Source organism: Chimaeribacter sp. YP20170169 (assembly GCF_056739715.1).
On sequence record NZ_CP176824.1, the window covers coordinates 2,907,552 to 2,930,137 of the forward strand.

Annotated in this window: 23 protein-coding genes; 14 read left to right on the forward strand and 9 right to left on the reverse strand. The window is 59.9% G+C overall.

Annotated elements, in window-relative coordinates; genetic code table 11:
* Window positions 1–15 precede the first annotated feature (15 nt).
* The 7 genes from ampG (at window position 16) to ACK3SD_RS13325 (ending at window position 8,329) form a co-directional block, all read left to right on the forward strand.
* Window positions 16–1,497 carry a muropeptide MFS transporter AmpG gene (gene ampG / locus ACK3SD_RS13295; RefSeq protein WP_481125799.1) on the forward strand — a complete coding sequence of 494 codons (1,482 nt, stop codon included), beginning with the start codon at window positions 16–18 and terminating at the stop codon, window positions 1,495–1,497.
* 472 nt (window positions 1,498–1,969) lie between these two features.
* Window positions 1,970–2,920 (forward strand): cytochrome o ubiquinol oxidase subunit II, encoded by a 951-nt coding sequence (gene cyoA, locus ACK3SD_RS13300; protein WP_137764014.1) that lies wholly within the window; start codon window positions 1,970–1,972, stop codon window positions 2,918–2,920.
* Between the two features lie 3 nt (window positions 2,921–2,923).
* On the forward strand, window positions 2,924–4,915 hold the full coding sequence (gene cyoB / locus ACK3SD_RS13305; RefSeq protein WP_137764015.1) for a cytochrome o ubiquinol oxidase subunit I: 1,992 nt from the start codon (window positions 2,924–2,926) through the stop codon (window positions 4,913–4,915).
* Complete coding sequence (locus tag ACK3SD_RS13310) at window positions 4,905–5,519, forward strand: cytochrome o ubiquinol oxidase subunit III (protein WP_481125800.1); 615 nt, start codon at window positions 4,905–4,907, stop codon at window positions 5,517–5,519. The genes cyoB and ACK3SD_RS13310 overlap by 11 nt, the downstream gene beginning before the upstream one ends.
* Entirely contained in the window at window positions 5,519–5,851 is a 333-nt protein-coding gene (locus ACK3SD_RS13315; RefSeq protein WP_137764017.1) for a cytochrome o ubiquinol oxidase subunit IV, read from the forward strand. Before ACK3SD_RS13310 ends, ACK3SD_RS13315 begins: the two co-directional genes overlap by 1 nt.
* A 17-nt stretch (window positions 5,852–5,868) precedes the next feature.
* Window positions 5,869–6,756 carry a heme o synthase gene (gene cyoE / locus ACK3SD_RS13320; protein WP_481127556.1) on the forward strand — a complete coding sequence of 296 codons (888 nt, stop codon included), beginning with the start codon at window positions 5,869–5,871 and terminating at the stop codon, window positions 6,754–6,756.
* Between the two features lie 193 nt (window positions 6,757–6,949).
* Complete coding sequence (locus tag ACK3SD_RS13325) at window positions 6,950–8,329, forward strand: MFS transporter (RefSeq protein ID WP_481125801.1); 1,380 nt, start codon at window positions 6,950–6,952, stop codon at window positions 8,327–8,329.
* Between the two features lie 64 nt (window positions 8,330–8,393).
* Here ACK3SD_RS13325 and ACK3SD_RS13330 read toward each other — a convergent pair whose 3' ends face one another.
* Entirely contained in the window at window positions 8,394–8,885 is a 492-nt protein-coding gene (locus ACK3SD_RS13330) for a YajQ family cyclic di-GMP-binding protein (protein ID WP_137764019.1), read from the reverse strand.
* A gap of 186 nt (window positions 8,886–9,071) precedes the next feature.
* Between ACK3SD_RS13330 and panE the strand changes: the two genes are divergently transcribed.
* Both panE and yajL read left to right on the forward strand, forming a co-directional pair.
* On the forward strand, window positions 9,072–9,986 hold the full coding sequence (panE, locus tag ACK3SD_RS13335) for a 2-dehydropantoate 2-reductase (RefSeq protein ID WP_481125802.1): 915 nt from the start codon (window positions 9,072–9,074) through the stop codon (window positions 9,984–9,986).
* Window positions 9,946–10,542 (forward strand): protein deglycase YajL, encoded by a 597-nt coding sequence (yajL, locus tag ACK3SD_RS13340; RefSeq protein ID WP_481125803.1) that lies wholly within the window; start codon window positions 9,946–9,948, stop codon window positions 10,540–10,542. Before panE ends, yajL begins: the two co-directional genes overlap by 41 nt.
* A gap of 63 nt (window positions 10,543–10,605) precedes the next feature.
* On the opposite strand, the gene thiI is transcribed toward yajL, so the two are convergent.
* Entirely contained in the window at window positions 10,606–12,054 is a 1,449-nt protein-coding gene (gene thiI / locus ACK3SD_RS13345; protein ID WP_481125804.1) for a tRNA uracil 4-sulfurtransferase ThiI, read from the reverse strand.
* A gap of 250 nt (window positions 12,055–12,304) precedes the next feature.
* On the opposite strand from thiI, the gene xseB reads away from it, so the two are divergent.
* The 4 genes from xseB to ACK3SD_RS13365 all read left to right on the forward strand — a co-directional run bounded on the left by xseB (window position 12,305) and on the right by ACK3SD_RS13365 (window position 16,475).
* On the forward strand, window positions 12,305–12,550 hold the full coding sequence (gene xseB, locus ACK3SD_RS13350) for an exodeoxyribonuclease VII small subunit (RefSeq protein ID WP_481125805.1): 246 nt from the start codon (window positions 12,305–12,307) through the stop codon (window positions 12,548–12,550).
* Window positions 12,551–12,555: 5 nt separating this feature from the next.
* Window positions 12,556–13,485 carry a (2E,6E)-farnesyl diphosphate synthase gene (ispA, locus tag ACK3SD_RS13355; RefSeq protein WP_481125806.1) on the forward strand — a complete coding sequence of 310 codons (930 nt, stop codon included), beginning with the start codon at window positions 12,556–12,558 and terminating at the stop codon, window positions 13,483–13,485.
* 33 nt (window positions 13,486–13,518) lie between these two features.
* Window positions 13,519–15,381, forward strand: coding sequence for a 1-deoxy-D-xylulose-5-phosphate synthase (dxs, locus tag ACK3SD_RS13360; RefSeq protein ID WP_481125807.1), 1,863 nt, complete (start codon window positions 13,519–13,521; stop codon window positions 15,379–15,381).
* Between the two features lie 107 nt (window positions 15,382–15,488).
* Window positions 15,489–16,475 carry an aldo/keto reductase gene (locus tag ACK3SD_RS13365; protein WP_481125808.1) on the forward strand — a complete coding sequence of 329 codons (987 nt, stop codon included), beginning with the start codon at window positions 15,489–15,491 and terminating at the stop codon, window positions 16,473–16,475.
* 43 nt (window positions 16,476–16,518) lie between these two features.
* Here ACK3SD_RS13365 and pgpA read toward each other — a convergent pair whose 3' ends face one another.
* The 6 genes from pgpA to nrdR all read right to left on the reverse strand — a co-directional run bounded on the left by pgpA (window position 16,519) and on the right by nrdR (window position 20,816).
* Window positions 16,519–17,004, reverse strand: coding sequence for a phosphatidylglycerophosphatase A (pgpA, locus tag ACK3SD_RS13370; protein WP_137765008.1), 486 nt, complete (start codon window positions 17,002–17,004; stop codon window positions 16,519–16,521).
* 66 nt (window positions 17,005–17,070) lie between these two features.
* Window positions 17,071–18,054, reverse strand: a complete 984-nt coding sequence (gene thiL, locus ACK3SD_RS13375) for a thiamine-phosphate kinase (RefSeq protein WP_481125809.1) — start codon at window positions 18,052–18,054, stop codon at window positions 17,071–17,073.
* 106 nt (window positions 18,055–18,160) lie between these two features.
* A complete protein-coding gene (gene nusB, locus ACK3SD_RS13380) occupies window positions 18,161–18,577 on the reverse strand; it encodes a transcription antitermination factor NusB (protein ID WP_137764028.1) in 417 nt (138 codons plus the stop codon).
* A 20-nt stretch (window positions 18,578–18,597) separates the two neighbouring features.
* Window positions 18,598–19,068, reverse strand: a complete 471-nt coding sequence (ribH, locus tag ACK3SD_RS13385; RefSeq protein WP_137764029.1) for a 6,7-dimethyl-8-ribityllumazine synthase — start codon at window positions 19,066–19,068, stop codon at window positions 18,598–18,600.
* Window positions 19,069–19,209: 141 nt separating this feature from the next.
* On the reverse strand, window positions 19,210–20,358 hold the full coding sequence (ribD, locus tag ACK3SD_RS13390) for a bifunctional diaminohydroxyphosphoribosylaminopyrimidine deaminase/5-amino-6-(5-phosphoribosylamino)uracil reductase RibD (protein ID WP_137764030.1): 1,149 nt from the start codon (window positions 20,356–20,358) through the stop codon (window positions 19,210–19,212).
* An 8-nt stretch (window positions 20,359–20,366) separates the two neighbouring features.
* Window positions 20,367–20,816 carry a transcriptional regulator NrdR gene (gene nrdR, locus ACK3SD_RS13395; RefSeq protein ID WP_137764031.1) on the reverse strand — a complete coding sequence of 150 codons (450 nt, stop codon included), beginning with the start codon at window positions 20,814–20,816 and terminating at the stop codon, window positions 20,367–20,369.
* Window positions 20,817–21,003: 187 nt separating this feature from the next.
* Between nrdR and ACK3SD_RS13400 the strand changes: the two genes are divergently transcribed.
* Window positions 21,004–21,597 (forward strand): SadB/YajI family lipoprotein, encoded by a 594-nt coding sequence (locus tag ACK3SD_RS13400; protein WP_481125810.1) that lies wholly within the window; start codon window positions 21,004–21,006, stop codon window positions 21,595–21,597.
* A gap of 42 nt (window positions 21,598–21,639) precedes the next feature.
* On the opposite strand, the gene secF is transcribed toward ACK3SD_RS13400, so the two are convergent.
* Window positions 21,640–22,551 carry a protein translocase subunit SecF gene (gene secF / locus ACK3SD_RS13405; protein WP_240775782.1) on the reverse strand — a complete coding sequence of 304 codons (912 nt, stop codon included), beginning with the start codon at window positions 22,549–22,551 and terminating at the stop codon, window positions 21,640–21,642.
* Window positions 22,552–22,586 lie beyond the last annotated feature (35 nt).

A 22,586-nucleotide genomic window follows, 5' to 3' on the forward strand; every position in this document is an offset into this window, starting at 1 on the left:
CAGCGGAAATCAGCCATGCCCAGCCAAACCCTCAGCCTCTTTACCCAACGCAACAGCGCGGTGATGCTGCTGCTTGGCTTCGCCTCTGGCCTGCCGCTGGCGTTGACCTCCGGCACCCTGCAAGCCTGGATGACGGTGGCGGGGGTAGATCTGAAAACCATCGGCTTCTTCTCGCTGGTCGGGCAGGCGTATGTGTTCAAATTCCTGTGGTCACCGCTGATGGACCGCTATACCCCACCGTTGATGGGGCGGCGGCGCGGTTGGCTGCTGGTGACGCAGCTGCTGCTGATCGTGGCGATCGCCGCGATGGGCTTTATGCAGCCGTCGGGCGACCTCTGGTGGCTGGCGGCGCTGGCCGTGGCGGTGGCGTTCCTCTCCGCCTCCCAGGACATCGTGTTTGACGCCTATAAAACCGACCTGCTGAGCGCCGAGCAGCGCGGCGCTGGCGCGGCCGTCTCGGTGCTGGGCTATCGGCTGGCGATGCTGGTGTCGGGCGGGCTGGCGCTGTGGATTGCCGATCGCTACCTTGGCTGGCAGGCGACCTACTGGCTGATGGCCGGGCTGATGGTGATTGGGGTGGTGACCACCCTGCGCGCGCCAGAGCCTGAGGCGCACGCCGCGCCGCCGCGCTCGCTGGAGCAGGCGGTGGCCGCGCCACTGCGTGACTTCTTCGGCCGCAACAATGCCTGGCTGATTTTGAGCCTGATTGTGCTCTACAAGATGGGTGACGCCTTCGCTGGCAGCCTAAGCACCACTTTCCTGATCCGTGGCGTCGGTTTTGAGGCCGGCGAAGTGGGGCTGGTGAACAAGACCCTTGGGCTGGCGGCCACCATTGTCGGCGCGCTCTACGGTGGGGCGCTGATGCAGCGGCTGAGCCTGTTCCGCGCCCTGCTGATCTTCGGCCTGTTGCAGGCGCTCTCCAATGCCGGTTACTGGCTGCTGGCCATCACCGATAAAAACCTGCTAAGCATGGCCAGCGCCATCTTTGTTGAGAACCTGTGCGGTGGCATGGGCACTGCGGCCTTTGTCGCGCTGCTGATGGCGTTGTGCAACAAATCCTTCTCCGCCACCCAATTCGCGCTGCTCTCGGCGCTCTCGGCGGTGGGCCGGGTCTATGTCGGGCCGGTCGCCGGCTGGTTTGTCGAGGCGCATGGCTGGCCGCTCTTCTACCTCTTCTCCATCCTGGCGGCGCTGCCGGGACTGGGGCTGCTGCTGGCCTGCCGCTCCACGCTGGAGTACGCGCAGCAACATGATGCCTTCCCCGTCCGCACGCAGTACGCGCAGGGTTACCGCTGGGCGCTGCGCCTGTTCACTGGCGGCTGCCTGCTGCTGCTGAGTTGGGTGCTGCTGCTGGCGATCAATGCCCTGCTGGGGCCGGTAGTACAACCGCTGCTGACGCCGCTGTTTGAGGTCGGCATGGCGCTCGGCTTGGTGGGCGTGGCATGGGGCGCCGGGCTGGATTACGCTGCCCAACGACAGGCGCGCGCGCTGCTCTGACACTGTAGCGCAGCTGAACAAAAAATCGCCACCCCGGCAGGGTGTGGCCTTTTTCCTGACTTTTCAAAAAAAGGGATGATGCAATTTCAGTTATCAACACCTTTTTAATTATTTGCCTATTTGTTACAACGCTTTTTTTTATCTGCGCTTTGTTATTTTATTTTTACCGTAATTAAACAAGTTGTTTACATATTTTAAACCTGTAATTTCTAAATATGTCTGGTTAGCGGAATAAACCCGGCTGGAGGCTGCTATTTTTTCAACAATTTGATTAAATTTCCGCAGTTTAGTTGGCTCAACGCGTTGTTGCCCTTGAGAAATCATCACCCTCTGTTACAGATGTGAGCATGTTAACATAAAGTGTCAACATGCTACTGACACTCTCTTAAGCGTGTTTACAGTACTGCAACCTTCCCGTAAAATGCCCGCACACATGAAACGACAATAGAGCCCTTGTAATTGAGGTCGTTAGATGAGACTTAAGAAATACAATAAAAGTATTGGGATGTTGTCTTTATTTGCTTCCACTGTCTTGCTCAGTGGTTGCGATACGGCATTAATGGATCCCAAGGGAGCAGTTGGACTTGAGCAACGAACACTGATCTTAACCGCCATCGGCTTGATGCTGATTGTAGTGATACCAGTGATCATTATGGCTTTCGCCTTTGCCTGGAAGTATCGCGCTTCCAACAAGGACGCTAAGTACAGTCCAAACTGGTCCCACTCCAACAAAATCGAGGCAGTGGTCTGGACCGTTCCAATTATCATCATTGCCATCCTGGCAACGATTACCTGGAAAACCACCCACTCGCTAGACCCCTTCAAACCTATCGACAGTGACAAAAAGCCGTTAACGATTGAAGTGGTCGCCCTGGACTGGAAGTGGCTATTTATCTATCCAGAACAAGGTATCGCTACCGTCAACGAGATCGCTATCCCGAAAGATGTGCCTGTGCAGTTCAAGGTCACCTCTGACACGGTAATGAACTCGTTCTTTATTCCCCAACTGGGCGGACAAATCTACGCGATGGCCGGTATGCAGACTCAACTGCATCTGATTGCGAACGAGGCGGGAACCTATAAAGGTATCTCCTCCAACTTCAGCGGTCGCGGCTTCTCCGGGATGAAGTTCAACGCCATCGCCGTACCTACTCAGCAAGATTTCGATAGCTGGGTGGCCAAGGTGAAACAGGCGCCTCATGCCCTGAACAGCACTGATGAGTTCAACAAACTGGCTGCGCCGAGCGAAGCTCACCCGGTTGAGTACTTCTCCAGCGTCAAGCCGGGCCTGTTCCAGGAAGTCATTGGTAAATTTATGGGTGAAATGAAGTCGCATAAAGATATCGATGCCATGCCAGACGGTATGGACATGAGCAAAGGCATGGACATGGGTGAGCACGCGAAAGCCGGAGCCGAGGAATAAAAGATGTTCGGAAAATTAACGCTTGATGCGGTTCCTTATCATGAACCCATCATTATGTTTACACTTGCTGGTATTGCCGTACTTGGTGCGGCACTCGTAGGTGCCATCACCTACTTCGGCAAATGGCAGTATCTGTGGAGCGAGTGGCTGACTTCAGTTGACCACAAAAAACTGGGTATCATGTACATCATCGTCGCCATCGTCATGCTGCTGCGTGGCTTTGCCGATGCCATCATGATGCGTGGTCAGCAGGCGCTGGCCTCGGCGGGCGAGGCGGGCTTCCTGCCGCCACACCACTATGACCAGATCTTTACCGCGCATGGCGTCATCATGATCTTCTTCATGGCGATGCCGTTCGTTATCGGTCTGATGAACATCGTGGTGCCGTTGCAGATTGGCGCGCGTGACGTGGCCTTCCCGTTCCTGAACAACATCAGCTTCTGGTTCACCGCCGTTGCCGTGATTCTGATCAACATCTCTCTGGGTGTGGGTGAGTTCGCGCAGACTGGCTGGCTGGCCTATCCGCCGTTGTCAGGTAAGGAGTTCAGTCCGGGCGTGGGCGTTGACTACTGGATCTGGAGCTTGCAGATTTCCGGTGTTGGTACCCTGCTGACAGGCGTTAACTTCTTCGCGACCATCCTGAAGATGCGCGCGCCGGGCATGCCGCTGATGAAAATGCCGGTCTTTACCTGGGCCGCACTCTGCACCAACGTGCTGATCATCGTCTCCTTCCCAATCCTGACTGTTACCGTCGCGCTGTTGACGATGGACCGTTATCTGGGCACCCATTTCTTCACCAATGATATGGGCGGCAACATGATGATGTATGTCAACCTGATTTGGGCATGGGGCCACCCGGAAGTGTACATCCTGGTTCTGCCGGTGTTTGGTGTGTTCTCGGAAGTGACCGCGACCTTCTCCAAGAAGCGTTTGTTCGGTTACACCTCCCTGGTATGGGCAACCATCGCGATTACCGTTCTGTCGTTCATCGTCTGGCTGCACCACTTCTTCACCATGGGTTCCGGCGCGAACGTCAACGCCTTCTTTGGTATCGCCACCATGATCATTTCCATCCCGACCGGGGTGAAAATCTTCAACTGGCTGTTCACCATGTACCAGGGCCGTATTCAGCTGAACTCCGCCATGCTGTGGACTGTGGGCTTCATCATCACCTTCTCCATCGGTGGGATGACCGGCGTACTGCTGGCTGTACCGGGCGCAGACTTCGTACTGCACAACAGCCTGTTCCTGATCGCGCACTTCCACAACGTTATCATCGGTGGTGTGGTGTTCGGTTGCTTCGCTGGCCTGATCTACTGGTTCCCGAAAGCCTTTGGCTTCATGCTGAATGAGAAGTGGGCAGTACGCTCCTTCTGGTTCTGGATCATTGGTTTCTTCGTGGCGTTCATGCCGCTGTACGTGCTGGGCTTCATGGGCATGACCCGTCGCCTGAGCCAGAACATTGACCCGGAATTCCACTCTCTGCTGATTGTGGCAGCGTTTGGTGCTCTGCTGATTGCCTGTGGCATCCTGTGCCAGCTGATTATGTTCTACGTCTCCATCCGTGACCGCGACCAAAACCGCGACCTGACTGGCGACCCGTGGGGCGCGCGTACCCTGGAGTGGGCAACCTCCTCTCCGCCGCCGTTCTACAACTTCGCCATCGTGCCGGAAGTGCATGACCGCGACGCGTTCTGGGACATGAAAGAGAAAGGCGAAGCGTACAAGAAGCCCGCCAAGTATGAAGAGATCCACATGCCGAAGAACTCCGGTGCCGGTATCGTGATTGCGTTCGCCAGCCTGGTGTTCGGTTTCGCGGCCATCTGGGACATCTGGTGGCTGGCAGGCGTGGGCTTCCTGGCGATGGCTGTGGCCTGGATCTGGAAGAGCTTCGACAACGATGTTGACTACTATGTGCCGGTTGCCGAAATCGAGCGTATTGAGAACCAACATTTTGAACAAATCAGCAAAGCAGGCGTGAAACATGTCAACTGATTCTCTGACTAACCACAACGTAGCCCATGCGGAGCATGGGCACCACGATGCAGGTGAGACCAAAGTCTTTGGCTTCTGGATCTACCTGATGAGCGACTGCGTACTGTTTGCGAGCTTGTTCGCGACGTATGCGGTACTGGTAAATGGGACCGCGGGCGGTCCCTCTGGTAAAGACATCTTTGAACTGCCGTTCGTGCTGGTAGAGACCTTCTGCCTGCTGTTCAGTAGTATCACCTACGGCATGGCCATGCTGGCCATGAACAAGGGTAATAAAGCGGGCGTCAACACCTGGCTGGGCCTGACCTTCCTGTTCGGTCTGGCGTTCATCTGCATGGAAATCTATGAATTCCATCACCTGATCGCTGAAGGCTTTGGCCCGGATCGCAGTGCGTTCCTGTCTGCCTTCTTCACTCTGGTCGGCACCCACGGTCTGCACGTGACCACCGGTCTTATCTGGATCCTGACCATGATGGTACAGGTGAAGAACCGCGGCCTGACCTCTGTGAACAAAACCCGCCTGATGTGCCTGAGCCTGTTCTGGCACTTCCTGGACGTGGTGTGGATCTGCGTATTTACCGTTGTCTATCTGATGGGGGCCATGTAATGAGTCATTCTTCTACAGGGCACGGCGGCGCCAGCCACGGCAGCGTTAAAAGCTACCTGATTGGGTTCATCCTCTCCGTCATCCTGACGATCATTCCGTTCTGGATGGTGATGAATGGCACCGCGACCCATGGCACCATCCTGGCCACTATCGTGGCGATGGCCGTGATTCAGATTGTGGTACACCTGGTGTACTTCCTGCACATGAACACGTCGTCGGAAGAGCGCTGGAACCTGGTGGCATTCCTGTTCACCGCCATGATCATTCTTATTGTTGTTGTGGGCTCTCTCTGGATTATGTACAACCTCAACCTCAATATGATGGTCAGCTAAGAGCCGAGTTGCACGTGATGATTAAGCAATACCTGCAAGTAACGAAGCCAGGAATTATTTTCGGTAATTTAATTTCTGTCGTCGGAGGGTTTCTCCTTGCTTCCAAAGGAAACATTGATTATCCCCTCTTTCTCGCCACCCTGGTGGGCGTCTCGTTGGTTGTCGCTTCGGGCTGTGTGTTTAACAACTACATTGACCGCGACATCGACAAGAAAATGGAGAGAACGAAGAACCGGGTCCTGGTAAAGGGCCTTATTCAGCCGAAAAGCTCCCTGGTTTACGCATCCTTGCTGGGTATTGCTGGTGGCGCGTTGCTCTACTTTGCCGCCAATGCGCTCTCCATGTGGCTGGCGCTGGCGGGGTTCATTATTTATGTCGGGGTCTACAGCCTCTACATGAAGCGTAACTCCGTCTACGGCACGCTGATTGGCAGCCTCTCCGGCGCTGCGCCGCCGGTGATTGGCTACTGCGCGGTTAGCAATGAGTTTGACGCCGGGGCGCTGATCCTGCTGTTGATCTTCAGCCTCTGGCAGATGCCGCACTCCTACGCGATCGCGATTTTCCGCTTCAAGGATTATCAGGCCGCGAACATCCCGGTTCTGCCGGTGGTGAAAGGCATCTCGGTGGCAAAAAACCATATTACGCTCTATATCCTGGCGTTTATGATTGCCACGGTCATGCTCTCGCTGGGCGGCTACGCCGGGTACAAGTATCTGGTGGTGGCAGCCGCGGTGAGCGTCTGGTGGTTGGGGATGGCCCTGCGTGGCTACAAAACCTCCAACGACCGGGTGTGGGCGCGCAAGCTGTTCGTCTTCTCCATCGTGGCGATCACCTCGCTGAGCGTGATGATGTCCGTGGACTTCAATGTCCCGGCCACCGGCACGCTGCTCACCTACAACGGGTAAGCGCCGCACAACACGGTTCCTAAGAAGCGCCTCCGGGCGCTTCTTTTTTTTGCCCTCCCCTCCCCCGCCCTGCCCGCTATGCTCAAGTGGGGCAGAGGAAATAACCTGACCGTAATATCTGCTAAACATCCGGCGATTTACCGCAATGCATTAACAACACTACAATGGCGCAGTTTGTCATTTTGAGGTGGTAATGAAAGATAACCAAATGACCCCGCTAGAGAGTCGGGCGACATGGGGATTAGGGACCGTTTTCTCTTTACGGATGCTCGGCATGTTCATGGTACTGCCGGTGCTGACGACTTATGGCATGGCGCTCTCCGGCGCCAGCGAAGCGCTGATTGGTTTGGCCATCGGCATCTATGGGCTGGCACAGGCGGTCTTCCAGATCCCCTTTGGCCTGCTCTCTGACCGGATTGGCCGCAAGCCGCTGATTGTGTTTGGCCTGGCAATCTTTGCGTTCGGCAGCGCCATTGCCGCCCTCACCGACTCCATCTGGGGCGTGATTTTGGGCCGCGCGCTGCAAGGCTCGGGGGCGATTGCCGCCGCCGTGATGGCGCTGCTCTCCGACCTGACGCGTGAGCAGAACCGCACCAAGGCGATGGCCTTTATCGGCATCAGCTTTGGCATCACCTTTGCCATTGCGATGGTGCTTGGCCCGATCATCACCCACGCGCTGGGGCTGCACGCGCTGTTCTGGATGATTGCCCTGCTAGCGCTGTGCGGCATTGCCATCACTGTTGCGGTGGTGCCAAACGCCTCCAGCCACGTGCTCAACCGTGAGTCGAGCATGGTCAAGGGCAGTTTCAGCAAGGTACTTGGCAACCCGAAATTGCTGAAGCTCAACTTCGGCATCATGTGCCTGCACATCCTGTTGATGTCCAGTTTCGTGGTGCTGCCGCGCGTGATGGAGCAGGCCGGCTTCCCGGCCAGCGACCACTGGAAGGTCTATCTGGTGACCATGCTCACCTCTTTCGTGGCAGTGATCCCGTTCATCATCTACGCCGAGAAGAAGCGCCGCATGAAGCAGGTCTTTATGAGCTGCGTGGCGGTGCTGCTGCTGGCGGAGCTGGTGCTCTGGTCGGCCGGTGGCCAGCGCCTGTGGGTGATCATCGCGGGCATCCAACTTTTCTTCCTGGCGTTTAACCTGATGGAGGCGATCCTGCCATCGCTGGTCAGCAAGGAGTCGCCGGCGGGCTACAAAGGCACGGCGATGGGCGTCTACTCCACCAGCCAATTTATTGGCGTGGCGATTGGCGGCAGCCTGGGTGGCTGGATCTTTGGCATGGCCGGGGCGGGCGCGGTCTTTATCGCCTGCGCGGCCATTGCCGTGGTGTGGTTGGCGGTCAGCGCCACCATGCAGGAGCCGCCCTACGTCAGCAGCCTGCGCCTCACCCTTTCTGAGCGGGCGGTCAACCATCCGGCGCTGGCGTCACGCCTGAAGGCGCAACCAGGCGTGGCCGACGTGGTGGTGGTGCCAGCGGAGCGGAGCGCCTATATCAAGATTGACAGCAAGGTCACCAACCGTCAGGCGCTGGAGCAGTTCCTCGGCGATCTGGGCACCGGCGCATAAAAAAGGGGCCGCGCTGGCGGCCCCCTTCATGCTTCCCGACGGGCCGCTGATGCGGCCCGTTTTATTAGTCGCGGAAGTTTTTGAACTGGAACGGCTGGCCGAGATCGGCCCCGCGCACCAGTTGCATCACGCTTTGCAGATCGTCGCGGGATTTACCGGTGACGCGCACCTCCTCCCCCTGCACTTGCGCCTGCACCTTCAGCTTGCTGTCTTTGATCAGCTTGACGACCTTCTTCGCCAGCGTCGTCTCAATGCCGGAGTGCAGCTTGGCGTCCACGCTGTAGGTCTTGCCGCTGTGGTCGATCTGCTCTGGGATCTCCAGCGCCCCGCCCTCAATGCCGCGCTTGGAGAGCTTCTCGCGCAGGATATCCAGCAGCTGGTTGACCTGGAAGTCAGACTCGCTGGCGACCTTGATGGTCTCATTCTTCTCATTCAGCTCGAAGCTGGCCGGTATGTTGCGGAAGTCCCAGCGGTTGGTCAGCTCACGGCTGGCGTTTTCCACGGCATTACGAACTTCTTGCATATCAATTTCAGAAACAATATCGAAAGATGGCATCGCCTTTCCTCCCTTAACTCGACATGGCGAGCATGATAACCGCTTACCGGGCGGATGCAAAATCGTAGCCGCGCCGGTGGCATCGCGGCACGCCAGACGGCATACTGCCGGGGGTCGGTTGCCTGAATGACTATACTAGCCCTGTTGGGCGGGATTTTCCGCTGGCGGCCAGGGGGAGAAAAAAAGATGAAAATAACCGTTCTTGGTTGCGGTGCGCTGGGGCAGGTCTGGCTCTCGGCCCTCACGCGGCATGGGCATGATGTCCAGGGCTGGCTGCGCGTGCCACAGCCGTTTTGCTCCGTTAACGTCATTGATGAAGAGGGGATGGTGTACAACCATACCCTGCCGGCCAACGATCCGGCGCATTTGGCGGAGAGCGAACTGCTGCTGGTGACGCTGAAGGCGTGGCAGGTGTCGGGCGCGCTGATCCCGCTGCTGCCGCAACTCAACCCAGAGTGCACCCTATTGCTGCTGCACAACGGCATGGGCGCGCAGGATGAGCTGCCGCCCAACCGCCTGCCGATTTTGCAGGGTATCACCACCCATGCGGCGCGACGCGATGGCACCCTGATCCACCATGTGGCCAGCGGCATCACCCATATCGGCCCCACCTCACCACACGGGCGGGCGATGAGCCACCTGGCAGAGGTGCTGCATCTAGCGCTGCCGGACGTCGCCTGGCATGACCACATTGCCGCCGCCAGCTGGAAAAAGCTGGCGGTCAATTGCGTCATCAACCCGCTGACCGCCCTCTACGGCTGTAGCAACGGCGAGCTGGTCGCCTACCCGGAGCAGATCGAGCGTATCTGCCACGAAGTGGCACAGGTGATGACCATTGAGGGCTTCCACACCTCGGGCGAGGCGCTGCTGCCCTATGTCTATGAGGTGATGCAGCGCACTGCCGCCAACCACTCCTCGATGCTCCAGGATGTGCGCGCCCAGCGCCACACGGAGATCGACTACATTACCGGCTACCTGCTGCGGCGCGCCCGCAGCCACGGGCTGCACCTGCCGGAGAACAGCCGGCTGTTTGAACAGATTAAAAGAAGGGAAAATGAGTATGAGCGTATCGGTTCTGGTCTGCCTGGCGCCTGGCAGTGAAGAGATGGAAGCGGTCACGGTGATTGACCTGCTGGTGCGTGCCGGCATCCAGGTCACCACCGCCAGCGTGGCCGGTGATGGCACGCGCGAGATCACCTGCTCACGCGGGGTGCGGCTGCTGGCTGACGCCACGCTGGCCGAAGTGGCGGACGGCGGGCATGACGCGCTGGTGCTGCCCGGCGGCGGCCCCGGCGCGGAGTGCTTCCGCGACAGCCCGCTGCTGGTGGAGACGGTGCGCCAGACGCACCTCAGCGGCAAGCTGGTGGCAGCCATTTGCGCCGCACCAGCACTGGTGCTGGAGCACCACCAGCTCTTCCCAGTGGGCAACATGACCGGCTTTCCGGCGCTGAAAGAGAAGATCAGCCCCGAGAAGTGGATGGACAAACGGGTGGTGCACGATCCGCGCGTCAACCTGCTGACCAGCCAGGGGCCGGGCACCGCCATTGAGTTCGCCCTGAAGCTGATTGACCTGCTGGTCGGCAAGGCCAAGGCCGCCGAGGTTGCGGCCCAACTGGTGCTGCCGCCCGGCGTCTACGACTACCGCGATCCCGCCTAGTCCCCTGCCCTGCTGGCATAAAAAAACCGGGGCCTTGGCCCCGGTTTTTTTGTCCTGCCGCGCTTACGGGCGGTAGACCTTCACGTTTTTGAAGCCCTGCTCCAGCAGGTAGAGCGCCTGCAGGCGGCTCATCACGCCACGGTCGCAGTAGAGCAGGTAATTTTTGCTCTGATCCAGATCACCGAACTGGGTGCTGATCTTGTAGAACGGCAGCGATTTCACCACCACACCCTCCAGCGCCAGCGGATGCTCATCCTGCTCATCCGGGGAGCGGATATCCAGCAGCACATCGTCCGGGGCCAGAGCCGCGACGGTCTCCACCTCGGTGACCTGCTCCTCGGTCTGCTCGGCGATCTCGCGGATGTCCACGTTCTTCGCCTCGCGCACCACGCGGTCCAGGATCTCGAAATCAAAGTTCGCCTCTTCGGCCTCGATCTTGCCCTTCACCGCCTTGACGGTTGGGCTTTTCGAGATCACACCACAGTACTCCGGCATGGTCTTGGCGAAGTCCTCGGTGCCGATCTCACGCGCAATCTTGATGATGTGCTCTTTGTCGTGCGCAATCAGCGGACGCAGGATCAGCGTGTCGGTGGCGTTGTCGATCAGGCGCAGGTTGGTCAGCGTCTGGCTGGAGACCTGGCCCAGCGCCTCGCCGGTCACCAGCGCCTGCACGCCATAGCGCTCAGCCACTTGGGAGGCGGCGCGCACCATCATGCGCTTGAGCACCACGCCCATCTGGCCGTCGTCCACCTTCTCAAGGATCTCGCCGACCACCGGCTCAAAGTTGATCGCCACGAAACGCACGCGGTGCGAACTGCCGAAGCGGTTCCACAGGTAGTGCGCCACCTGCTTGACGCCAATCTCGTGGGCCGCGCCGCCGAGGTTGAAGAAGCAGTAGTGCACACGGCAACCACGGCGCATCAGCATGTAGCTGGAGACGCCGGAGTCAAAGCCGCCAGAGATCAGCGACATCACATCTTCCTGCGTGCCGATCGGGTAGCCAGCCAGGCCGATGTGGCGCGCCTTCACCAGCACCAGCTTCTCATCATTGACCTCCAGCTTCACCGTGACTTCCGGCTGCGTCAGGTTGACGCTGGCGGAGTCGATGTGCTGGTTCAGGCCGCCGCCAACGTAGCGCTCAACGTCGCCAGAGGTGAAGGCGTGTTTGCCACGGCGCTTCACGCGCACGCAAAAGGTTTTTCCTTCCAGCTCGTCGCGGTAGGCTTCCAGGGTCTGCTCAAAAATATGATGCAGATCGCGATACTCACGCTCTTCCACTTCCAGCACATGATGAATACCCGGAATGCGCGTCAGCGCGTCGCAGAGGAGTTCGCGTTTGCTTTCATCCTTGCTGCGGACTTCAATATGGTCCCAATGGCGCACCACCGCCAGCGTCTCATCCAGCTCTTTCAGTACGTTGCGAATGTTGCTGGTCAGGATCTTTATAAAGCGCAAACGCACGGATTGGCTCTTGATGGTGATTTCCGGGAACAATTTAATGATAAACTTCATGGCAGTCTTTGATTTAAGGTGTGAATGAGTGGGTCGTCAGTGTGTGAATAACGATCTAGAATCAGAAAGTGAGTCATGGCGGAACCCTTCCGCAGCCGTACCCATACTGTTCAGGCCGCACAGTATATCATCATATCGGGCTACGCTGCGCGCAAATCCATGCACTTTGCCGTGAATTAGCCCCTGCGCCCAGCGCAGAGTGCGGTGTGAAGGTCTCTGGCCGCGCCGCCCAACTTATTAAAAGAGAACTATGCCAAAAAAAGCCGTACCACCTGCCAATTTTGAAACCGCCCTCGGCGAGCTGGAGCAGATTGTCACCCGCCTGGAATCTGGCGACCTGCCGCTGGAAGAGGCACTGAACGAGTTTGAGCGCGGCGTGCAGTTGGCGCGCCAGGGCCAACAGACCCTGCAACAGGCTGAACAGCGCGTGCAGATCCTGCTGGAGAGCGACAACCAGCCTGACACCCCCCTGACTCCCTTTACCCCGGAAGAGTAATAGTTATGGCCCATGAAGAATCACAGGCGGCTGTGATCGATTTTCCTGCGCGCCTGCGTGCCTGCCAGCAGCAGATCGATCAGGCCCTGAACGGCTACATTGCCGATCGCCACGCGCCGGATGCGCAGCTGGTGGCGGCGATGCGCTACGGCGCACTGCTGGGCGGCAAGCGCCTGCGCCCCTACCTGGTCTATGCCACCGGGGAGATGTTTGGCCTGCCCACCGAGACGCTGAACGCGCCGGCGGCGGCGATTGAGTCAATCCACGCCTACTCGCTGATCCATGATGACCTGCCAGCGATGGACGATGATGACCTGCGCCGTGGCCAGCCCACCTGCCACATCAAGTTCGGTGAGGCGAGCGCCATTCTGGCTGGCGACGCGCTGCAAACCCTGGCCTTCTCCATTCTGGCCGACGCCCCGATGCCCGGAGTGGCTATTCATGATAGATTAAGCATGGTGTCGGAACTGGCCACCGCCAGCGGCGCTGCCGGCATGGCGGGCGGACAGGCGCTAGATCTGGCCGCCGAAGGCCAGCAGGTGGGGCTGACGGCACTGGAGCAGATCCACCGCCACAAAACCGGCGCGCTGATTCAGGCCGCCGTCCGCCTTGGCGCCTATGCCGCTGGCGAGCGGGGCCGCCGCGCCCTGCCGCTGTTGGATCGCTACGCACAGGCCATTGGCCTCGCCTTCCAGGTGCAGGATGACATTCTGGACGTGATTGGCGATACCGACAAAATCGGCAAGCGTCAGGGCGCAGACCAGCAGCTGGGCAAAAGCACCTACCCGGCGCTGCTGGGGCTGGAGCAGGCGCAAACCAAGGCCTGGGATCTCTATCAGGACGCGCTGGCGGCCCTGGCGCCGCTGGCCGCAGAGTCCTATAACACCGCCCCTTTGCAGGCGCTGGCCAGTTTCATTATTGAACGCGATAACTGATGAGTATCGTAAACCCTCTGATACGAGTATCTGATGAGTCTTAATCTCGCTAATTACCCGACCTTGGCACTGGTGCACTCCCCGGAAGAGCTGCGCCTGTTGCCCAAAGAAAGTTTACCCAAGCTGTGTGATGAGCTTCGTCAGTACCTGTTGGACAGCGTCAGCCAATCCAGCGGACACTTTGCCTCGGGCCTCGGCGCGGTCGAACTGACCGTGGCGCTGCACTATGTCTACAACACGCCTTTTGATCATCTGGTGTGGGATGTTGGCCATCAGGCGTATCCCCATAAGATCCTGACCGGCCGCCGTGACCGCATCAGCACCATCCGCCAAAAGAATGGCCTGCACCCCTTCCCGTGGCGCAGCGAGAGCGAATATGACGTGCTCTCCGTCGGCCACTCCTCCACCTCCATCAGCGCCGGGTTGGGCATGGCGGCGGCGGCGGAGCGCGAGGGCAAGGGCCGCCGCACCGTCTGTGTGATTGGTGACGGTGCCATCACCGCCGGCATGGCCTTTGAGGCGATGAACCACGCTGGCGATATCAACTCCGACATGCTGGTGATCCTCAACGACAACGAGATGTCGATCTCTGAGAACGTCGGCGCGCTCAACAACCATCTAGCCAATCTGCTCTCCGGCAAGCTCTACTCTCGCCTGCGTGAAGGCGGCAAGAAGGTGCTCTCTGGCGTGCCGCCCATCAAGGAGCTGGTGCGCCGCACTGAAGAGCACTTGAAGGGCATGGTGGTGCCGGGCACGCTGTTTGAGGAGCTGGGCTTCAACTATATCGGCCCGGTGGATGGCCATGATGTCCAGGCGCTGGCGCAGACGCTGAAAAACATGCGCGGCCTGAAGGGGCCACAGCTGCTGCATATCATGACCAAAAAGGGCAAGGGCTACGCCCCGGCGGAGAATGACCCTATCAGCTGGCACGCGGTGCCGAAATTTGACCCAACCACCGGTACGCTGCCGAAAAGCGCCGGCGGCCTGCCGACCTACTCGAAAATCTTCGGCGACTGGCTATGCGAAACCGCCGCCACCGACAGCAAGCTGATGGCCATCACCCCGGCGATGCGCGAAGGCTCCGGCATGGTGAAGTTCTCCCGCGAGTACCCGACGCAGTACTTCGACGTGGCGATTGCCGAGCAACATGCGGTGACCTTCGCCGCCGGTCTGGCAATTGGCGGCTACAAGCCGGTGGTGGCGATCTACTCCACCTTCCTGCAACGCGCCTATGATCAGGTGATCCATGACGTGGCGATCCAGAACCTGCCGGTACTGTTCGCCATTGACCGCGGCGGCATCGTCGGCGCGGATGGTCAGACCCATCAGGGGGCGTTCGATCTCTCCTTCCTGCGCTGCATCCCAAACATGGTGATCATGACGCCAAGCGACGAGAACGAGTGCCGCCAGATGCTGCATACCGGCTACCACCACAACGCTGGCCCGGTGGCGGTGCGCTACCCGCGCGGCAATGGCACCGGCGCCACCTGTGAGCCGCTGGCGATGCTGCCGATTGGCAAGGGCGTGGTGCGCCGAGAAGGCAAGAAGATCGCGATCCTTAACTTCGGTACGCTGCTGCCGGAAGCGCGTCAGGCTGCCGAGGCGCTGGACGCCACGCTGGTGGACATGCGCTTCGTCAAGCCGCTGGATGAGTCGCTGGTGCTGGAGCTGGCGGAGAGCCACGACGCACTGGTAACGCTGGAGGAGAACGCCATCATGGGTGGCGCGGGCAGCGGCGTCAACGAGCTGCTGATGAGCAAACGCCGCATGACGCCAGTACTCAACCTCGGCCTGCCGGATCTCTTTATCCCGCAGGGCACGCAGGAAGAAGTACGGGCAGACTTCGGTTTGGATGCGGCAGGCATTGAGCGCCGCATCACGGAGTGGCTGGCCTGACAGCCTCAGGGGCGCGCCGCGCCCCTGTTTCCCCTTCCCCCTCGCCATAACTCTCTCTGGCGGCTAAAGTTAGGCATTTCCCCTGCCCTTTTGCCCAAGGAGTCCCGATGAAATTCACCCAGTTAGGCAGTACCGATCTGAAGGTATCGCGCCTGTGCCTCGGCTGCATGACCTACGGCGAGCCATCTCGCGGCAACCATAGCTGGACGCTGCCAGAGGCGGAGAGCCGCCCGCTGATTAAGCAGGCCGTGGAGGCGGGCATCAACTTCTTTGATACTGCCAACAGCTACTCCGACGGCAGCAGCGAGGAGATTGTTGGCCGCGTGCTGCGCGATTTTGCCCGCCGTGATGAGATCGTGCTGGCGACCAAGGTCTACTTCCCCCTCAGCAATCTGGCTGGCGGCCTGTCGCGCGCCTCAATCGTACAGTCGGTGGACGACAGCCTGCGCCGCCTCGGCATGGAGTATATCGACCTGCTGCAAATTCACCGCTGGGATTACGACACGCCGATTGAGGAGACGCTGGCGGCGCTGGATGAGGTGGTAAGAGCGGGTAAAGTGCGCTACATCGGTGCCTCCTCCATGCATACTGCGCAGTTCCGTCAGGCGCTGGATCTCTCGCAACAGCGGGGCTGGGCGCGGTTTGTGTCGATGCAGGATCAGTACAACCTGCTGCAACGTGAGGAGGAGCGGGAGATGTACCCGCTGTGCGCGGAGGAAGGGATTGCGGTGCTGCCGTGGAGCCCACTGGCGCGTGGCCGCCTGACCCGCCCGTGGGGCGAACAGACCGTGCGCACGCAGACCGATGAGGTGGGCAAGAACCTCTACGATCAGGCAGATGATGCCGTCGCGGCCTCTGACCGACAAGTGGCGGAACGGGTGGCGGCGCTGGCGGAGCAGCGTGGCGTGCCACGCGCGCAAGTCGCGCTGGCCTGGCTGCTGAGCAAGCCGGTGGTCACCGCGCCCATCATTGGCGCGTCACGCGCCTCCCATCTGGAGGATGCCGTGGCGGCGCTGGCGCTGACCCTGAGCGAGGCAGAGATTGCCGATCTGGAGCGCCACTACCAGCCCCACCCGGAAACTGGCTTCCAGTAACAAAAACGGGCGCCATCGCGCCCGTTTCACTCTTTTCACCGGCTTAGAATGGCCAGTGGTGACCCACCAGATAGATGATCAGGGCAGAACAGACGCCCGCCACCACATCGTCGGCCATAATCCCCATGCCGCCCTGAATATTCCGGTCAAACCAGCGGATTGGCCAGGGCTTCCAGATATCCAGAATGCGGAACACCACAAAGCCCGCCAGCACCCACTGCCAGTCATTGACCGGGATCGCCATCAGCGTGATCCACATACCGACAAACTCATCCCAGACAATGCTGCCGTGATCGTGCACGCCCATGTCTTTGGCGGTTTGGTGGCAGAGGTAAACACCGATACAGATGCTGAACATCACCACCAGTGAATAGACCTGCCACGGCAGGGTATTCAGCAGCACCCAGCAGGGAATTGCTGCCACGGAGCCAGCGGTGCCCGGCCCCCAAGGGAATAGCCCGCTGCCGAAGCCGGTCGCCAGCAGATGCCAGGGGTTGCGCATCCGCAGCCGCTTTTTGGCGGCGTCCATCTGGTCGATTGCCTCGTCCAGCACCTGTTCCGTCGCCTGCAGCGACGGTTTCATACTCTTTGCCATCTACTCATCTGCCTTAAAGTGATCGAACCCGTGCCACGCCAGCGTGACCGGCTGTGAACCGCGCAGGTACTGGATGCCCTCCGCCTGCGGCGCCAGCTGGCCGATACAGGTAAAGGGTGCGCCAGCATGGTGCAGCGCCACGTCCAGTGCGCCGCGGTTAATCTCCGGCACCGTAAAGCACAGCTCGTAATCTTCCCCCCCAGTGAGCGCCCACTTCAGCGCCTGCTCCGGTGACACATGCTTTTTCAGCACGTCTGAGCAGGGAATGGCATCCAGATCGATGCGCACGCCACAGGCACTGGCCTTCAGGATATGGCCGAGATCAGAGATCAGGCCATCAGAGAGGTCGATGGCGGCGCTGGCCAGATCGCGCAGAGCCTGCCCATGCAGCACGCGCGGCTGTGGCCGCAGGTGGCGACGCAGCAGGTAGTCGCGATCCTCTGCCTCCGCGACCGTCAGCCGCTGCTGCAACAGCGCCAGCCCGGCCGCGCTGTCGCCCAGTGAGCCGGTGACGTAGACCCAATCCCCTACCCGCGCGCCGCCACGGGTCAGCGCCCGGCCCGCCGGCACCAGACCGTGCACCGTCAGGGTGAGGCTCAGGCTGTTGCCGCGCGTGGTGTCGCCACCAATCAGTTGCATACCGTAGTAGTTGAGATGCTCGAACAGGCTGTTGCTGAAGGCGGCCAGCCAAGGCTCGTCCACGTGTGGCAGGGTCAGAGCCAGTGAGAGCCAGGCCGGGTCGGCACCCATCGCGGCCAGATCGCTGACGTTCACCGCCAATGCCTTGTAGGCAAGATCCGCCGGATCGATATCCGGCAGGAAGTGGGTACCCTCGACCAGGGTATCCGTGCTGACCGCCAGCACCTGTTTCTCTGCGACGGTCAGCAGGGCGCAGTCATCGCCAATCCCGAGCTGCACATCCCGGCGGCTATATTTAAACCGGTCAAAATAACGGGCAATTACGTCAAATTCGCCGCATGCCATAGTGCTTTTCCAACAAGTAAGATAAATAAGAAAGGCCGGATAACCGGCCTTATTTATGATGCGTTACAAGCAGACACCGTCAGTGGCTGGCAGGGTGGCCCTGCGATCAGCGTTTCTTGCGCACGGTCGGCGCGACTTTGTCCAGCACACCGTTCACAAACTTGTGGCTGTCCTCTGCACCAAAGGTTTTTGCCAGTTCAATGGCTTCATTGATTGCCACTTTGTAGGGGACATCTTCACGCTTGCTCAGTTCAAACAGCGCGATGCGCAGCACCGCGCGCTCCACCTGGCCCAGCTCTTCGAGCTGACGGGAGAGAACCGGCGCCATCATGGCATCCAGGCTGCTCGCATTGACGGCCACGCCGGACAACAGCTCACGGAAATAGGCGATGTCGACATCTTTGACATCCTGCTCACTCAGGAACTGTAATTCTACGTCGGCAATGTCATTCTTAGACAACTGCCAGGAGTAAAGCGCCTGGACGGCACATTCACGGGCGCGGCGACGGGCAGCAGGTTTCACGGATATCCCCTTAACTAGATTCAGGCCTTGATGGCCTTGATAACATTAATCATTTCAAGTGCGGTCAGTGCAGCTTCTGCACCTTTGTTGCCCGCTTTAGTACCAGCACGCTCAATGGCCTGCTCGATGCTTTCAGTGGTCAGCACGCCGAAGGTCACTGGCACTTCGCTGTTCATGGCAACGCTGGCCAGGCCAGAGCTGCACTCACCGGCCACATACTCAAAGTGCGCGGTGCCCCCACGAATTACCGTGCCGAGCGCGACGACGGCGTCATAACGTTTGGTATTGACCAGAGCACGGGCAGCCAGCGGCAGCTCATAAGCGCCTGGGACCCATACCACGGTGATGTTGTCTTCAGAAACCTGACCAATGCGTTTCAGGGCATCAATGGCGCCTGCCAGCAAGCTGTCATTGATGAAATTATTAAAACGAGCAATTGCAATCGCCACACGTGCGTCAGGAGTCGCAACAGCACCTTCGATAACGTTCATACGCTTTCCTTAAGTTGGGTTCAATACCCCGCAGGGGGGCGGATTCTATCACACTCTTTACTCACCTGCGCGTGCGGTTTTAATCTCCACGCCCAGGCAATCGGTTTCTTTGCGTGGATTCGGCCCCAATCCGGCCATCTCTCACGCGGGTTTCAGGCGTACCCGCAGATCCGGGCCAACCTGCCGTACCTCGCTAAAGGCAAAGCGTGGCGCGTCGGCCAACTGGGTCAGGCCCGGTAGCGCGCACAGGCCGCGGGCGCTGTCGCCCAACAATTTAGGGGCCAGATAGACGATCAGTTCGTCCACCAGCCCGGCCTGAAGCAGCGCCCCGGCCAGCTGCGCGCCCGCCTCAACCCACACGCTGTTCACCTGGCGTTTCGCCAGTTGCATCATCATCAGCACCAGATCAACCTGCCCATCCCGGCCCGGCACCCGCCACTGCTCGACGCTGTCAGGCCATGCCTGTTGGTCAGCCTCCAGACGCGCCAGCCAGGTCTGGCCGGGCTGGCTCACCAGCCGGTGCTGCGGCGTCACGCGGTTCTGGCTGTCGATGATGATCCGCAAGGGCTGGCGCAGATCGTCAGCCGTCGCCGGGCAGTCAGCAGAGAGTTGCGCCGCCTGCCGCGCCGGATAGCGCTGGCGCAGCGTCTCATCCAGCTCGTTCCAACGCACCGTCAGCGAGGGATCGTCTGCCAGTACCGTGGCGCTGCTGCTAAGGATGGCAGAACTTTCCGCGCGGAAGCGCTGCACATCGCGGCGCGCCTCCGGTGAGGTGATCCACTGGCTCTCGCCAGAGGCCATGGCGGTACGTCCATCCAGCGATGCGCCCATCTTCAGCTGCACATAGGGGAAGCCGGTGCGCATCCGCTTGAGGAAACCGCGGTTGATCGCCTCCGCCTCGGGCAGCATCAATCCGTGGCGCACCTCAATGCCTGCCTGTTTCAGGCGGTAGAGGCCGCGCCCCGCCACTTCGGGATTGGGGTCTTGCATCGCTGCCACCACCCGGCTGACGCCAGCGGCAATCAGCGCATCGCAGCAGGGCGGCGTACGCCCGTGGTGGCTACATGGCTCCAACGTGACATAAGCGGTCGCGCCCACCGCGCGCTCCCCGGCCATGCGCAGCGCATGTACCTCAGCATGTGGCTCGCCGGCGCGCAGGTGATACCCTTCGCCGACAATCTCGCCGTCGCGCACGATAACACAGCCCACATTGGGGTTAGGCGTCGTGGTAAAACGGCCCAGCCGCGCCAATTCAAAGGCGCGCGCCATGTAAAATTCATCGTGCTGCATGGGATCCCTTAATCTTGCAGGCGGGCGATCTCTTCGCCGAACTCACGGACATCTTCGAAGCTGCGGTAGACCGAGGCGAAACGAATATAGGCGACCTTGTCGAGACGCTTCAACGCATCCATGACCAGACCGCCGACCATCTTGGCGGGCACTTCGCGCTCGCCGGTGGCGCGCAGCTGGGACTTGATATGGCTGATGGCCATCTCAACGTCATCGGAGCTGACCGGACGCTTCTCCAGCGCCTTCAGCATCCCACTGCGCAACTTGTCCTCATTGAACGGCTCGCGCACATCATTGCTCTTGATAACGCGCGGCATCACCAGTTCCGCCACTTCAAAGGTGGTAAAGCGTTCATTGCAGACCAGACACTGGCGACGGCGGCGAACCTGCGAACCATCACCCACCAGGCGTGAATCAATCACTTTCGTATCAACTGCGGCACAAAATGGACAGTGCATGGCGCTTCCTGATTAGCATTTCTGACTGGTTGTTAGTTTACCGCGAACTGCCGCGACTACAAAGGCTGATGCCCATTTGTTGGGAAGCGCTTCCCGGATTGACCGACCCACGCCCGGCTTTTGCATGACTTTCGCTGGCCGGCGGACTAAGCTCTAGAGAGCGAATCTGGAAAAGGAAATCACCGACATGACAACCAGTTACTGCCTTCCCGCCCCGCGTGTGCTGCGGCGGGCCGCCCTGCTCTTCCCGCTGTTGTTGAGTGCCTGCGCCCAAAACCCCGAGGTGCCAAAGCTGAAATCCGAAGTGGTCCAGCTTAACCAGAAATTGCAGGCATTGACCGACGAGGCCACCGCGCTGGAGCAGCAGAGCCAGCTTAATCGCCAGTCAGAGAGCGGCGTCTATCTGCTGCCGGCGGCCAATAACCCGGCGGCGCTGCGCAGCGCCATCGGCGAGCTCAGCGTCTCTATAAGCCACCTCGCCCCGGAGGCAAATGGCGCGCAGGCGCTGCTGCATCTCCGCGCGCGCTCCGGCACCACCCTGCCCGGCTTTACGGCGGTGGTGGACTGGGGCCACCTCGACCCTACAACCGGCCAGCCGTTGCTGGTTGATATGCTCTCCCAGCCCATCAGCGTCAGCGATGCCCTGCTGCCACGCACTGAAGTAACGCTGGAGTTGCGCTTCAGTGGCCAGACGCCAGAGCAGCTCGGCTTTATCCGGCTGCGTGACGTCACACCCACCGCCCAGAGCGCGCCCGCCCCGGACGCCGCTCCGCAGCCATAAAAAAACCCCGCGATGCGGGGTTTTTTATCAGAGCCTGGGTGCTTAGCGCAGGATGTTGGGCTGGTCTGCCCCCTCTTTCTCCACCTTCTGTTGCAGCATGTGCTCGCGCTTCATGCCCAGTTTCAGCGCCAGCGCCGAAGCCACATAGATGGAAGAGACCGTACCGATGGAGACACCAATCAGCATGGTCAGGGAGAAGCCTTCCAGCAGCGCGCCGCCGAAGATGTAGAGCATCAAGACCACCATCAGCGTGGTGGCGGAGGTCATGATAGTACGGCTCAGTGTCTGGGTCAGGGAGACGTTGGTGATCTCGTAAGCATTGCCGCGGCGGATCTTGCGGAAGTTCTCACGGATACGGTCTGACACCACGATACTGTCGTTCAGCGAGTAACCAATGACCGACATCAACGAGGCGATGATGGTCAGGTCAATCTCGATGTGGAACAGTGACAGCACACCCATGGTGATGATGACGTCGTGCGCCAGTGCCAGTACGGCACCCAGCGCCAGTCGCCACTCAAAGCGGAAACCGACATACACCAGAATGGAGATCAGCGCCACCAGCAGCGCCATGCCGCCGGCCTGCGCCAGATCGCTGCCGACGCTCGGGCCGACGAACTCCACCCGTTTCACCGTGGCATTCTTGTCGACTTCACTGTTGACCAGCGAAATCACCTTGTTGCCCAGCTCCTGGCCAGCGCTGCCGCTGACGGGTGGCAAACGCACCATCACGTCACGGCTGCTGCCGAAGTTCTGCACCACTGGCTCGGCAAAGCCGGCCTTCTCCAGCGCGCCGCGCAGGGTATCGAGGTTCGCCGGCTGGTCGAGGGTGATCTCAATGACCGTCCCGCCGGTGAAGTCCAGGCCCCAGTTGAAGCCACGTACGCCCATGATGATCACCGAAGCGATCAGCAACAGCCCGGAGATACAGAAGGCCAGGTTGTCCCAGCGCATAAAGTCATAGACTTTACGGCCGTAGTTCAGTTGTT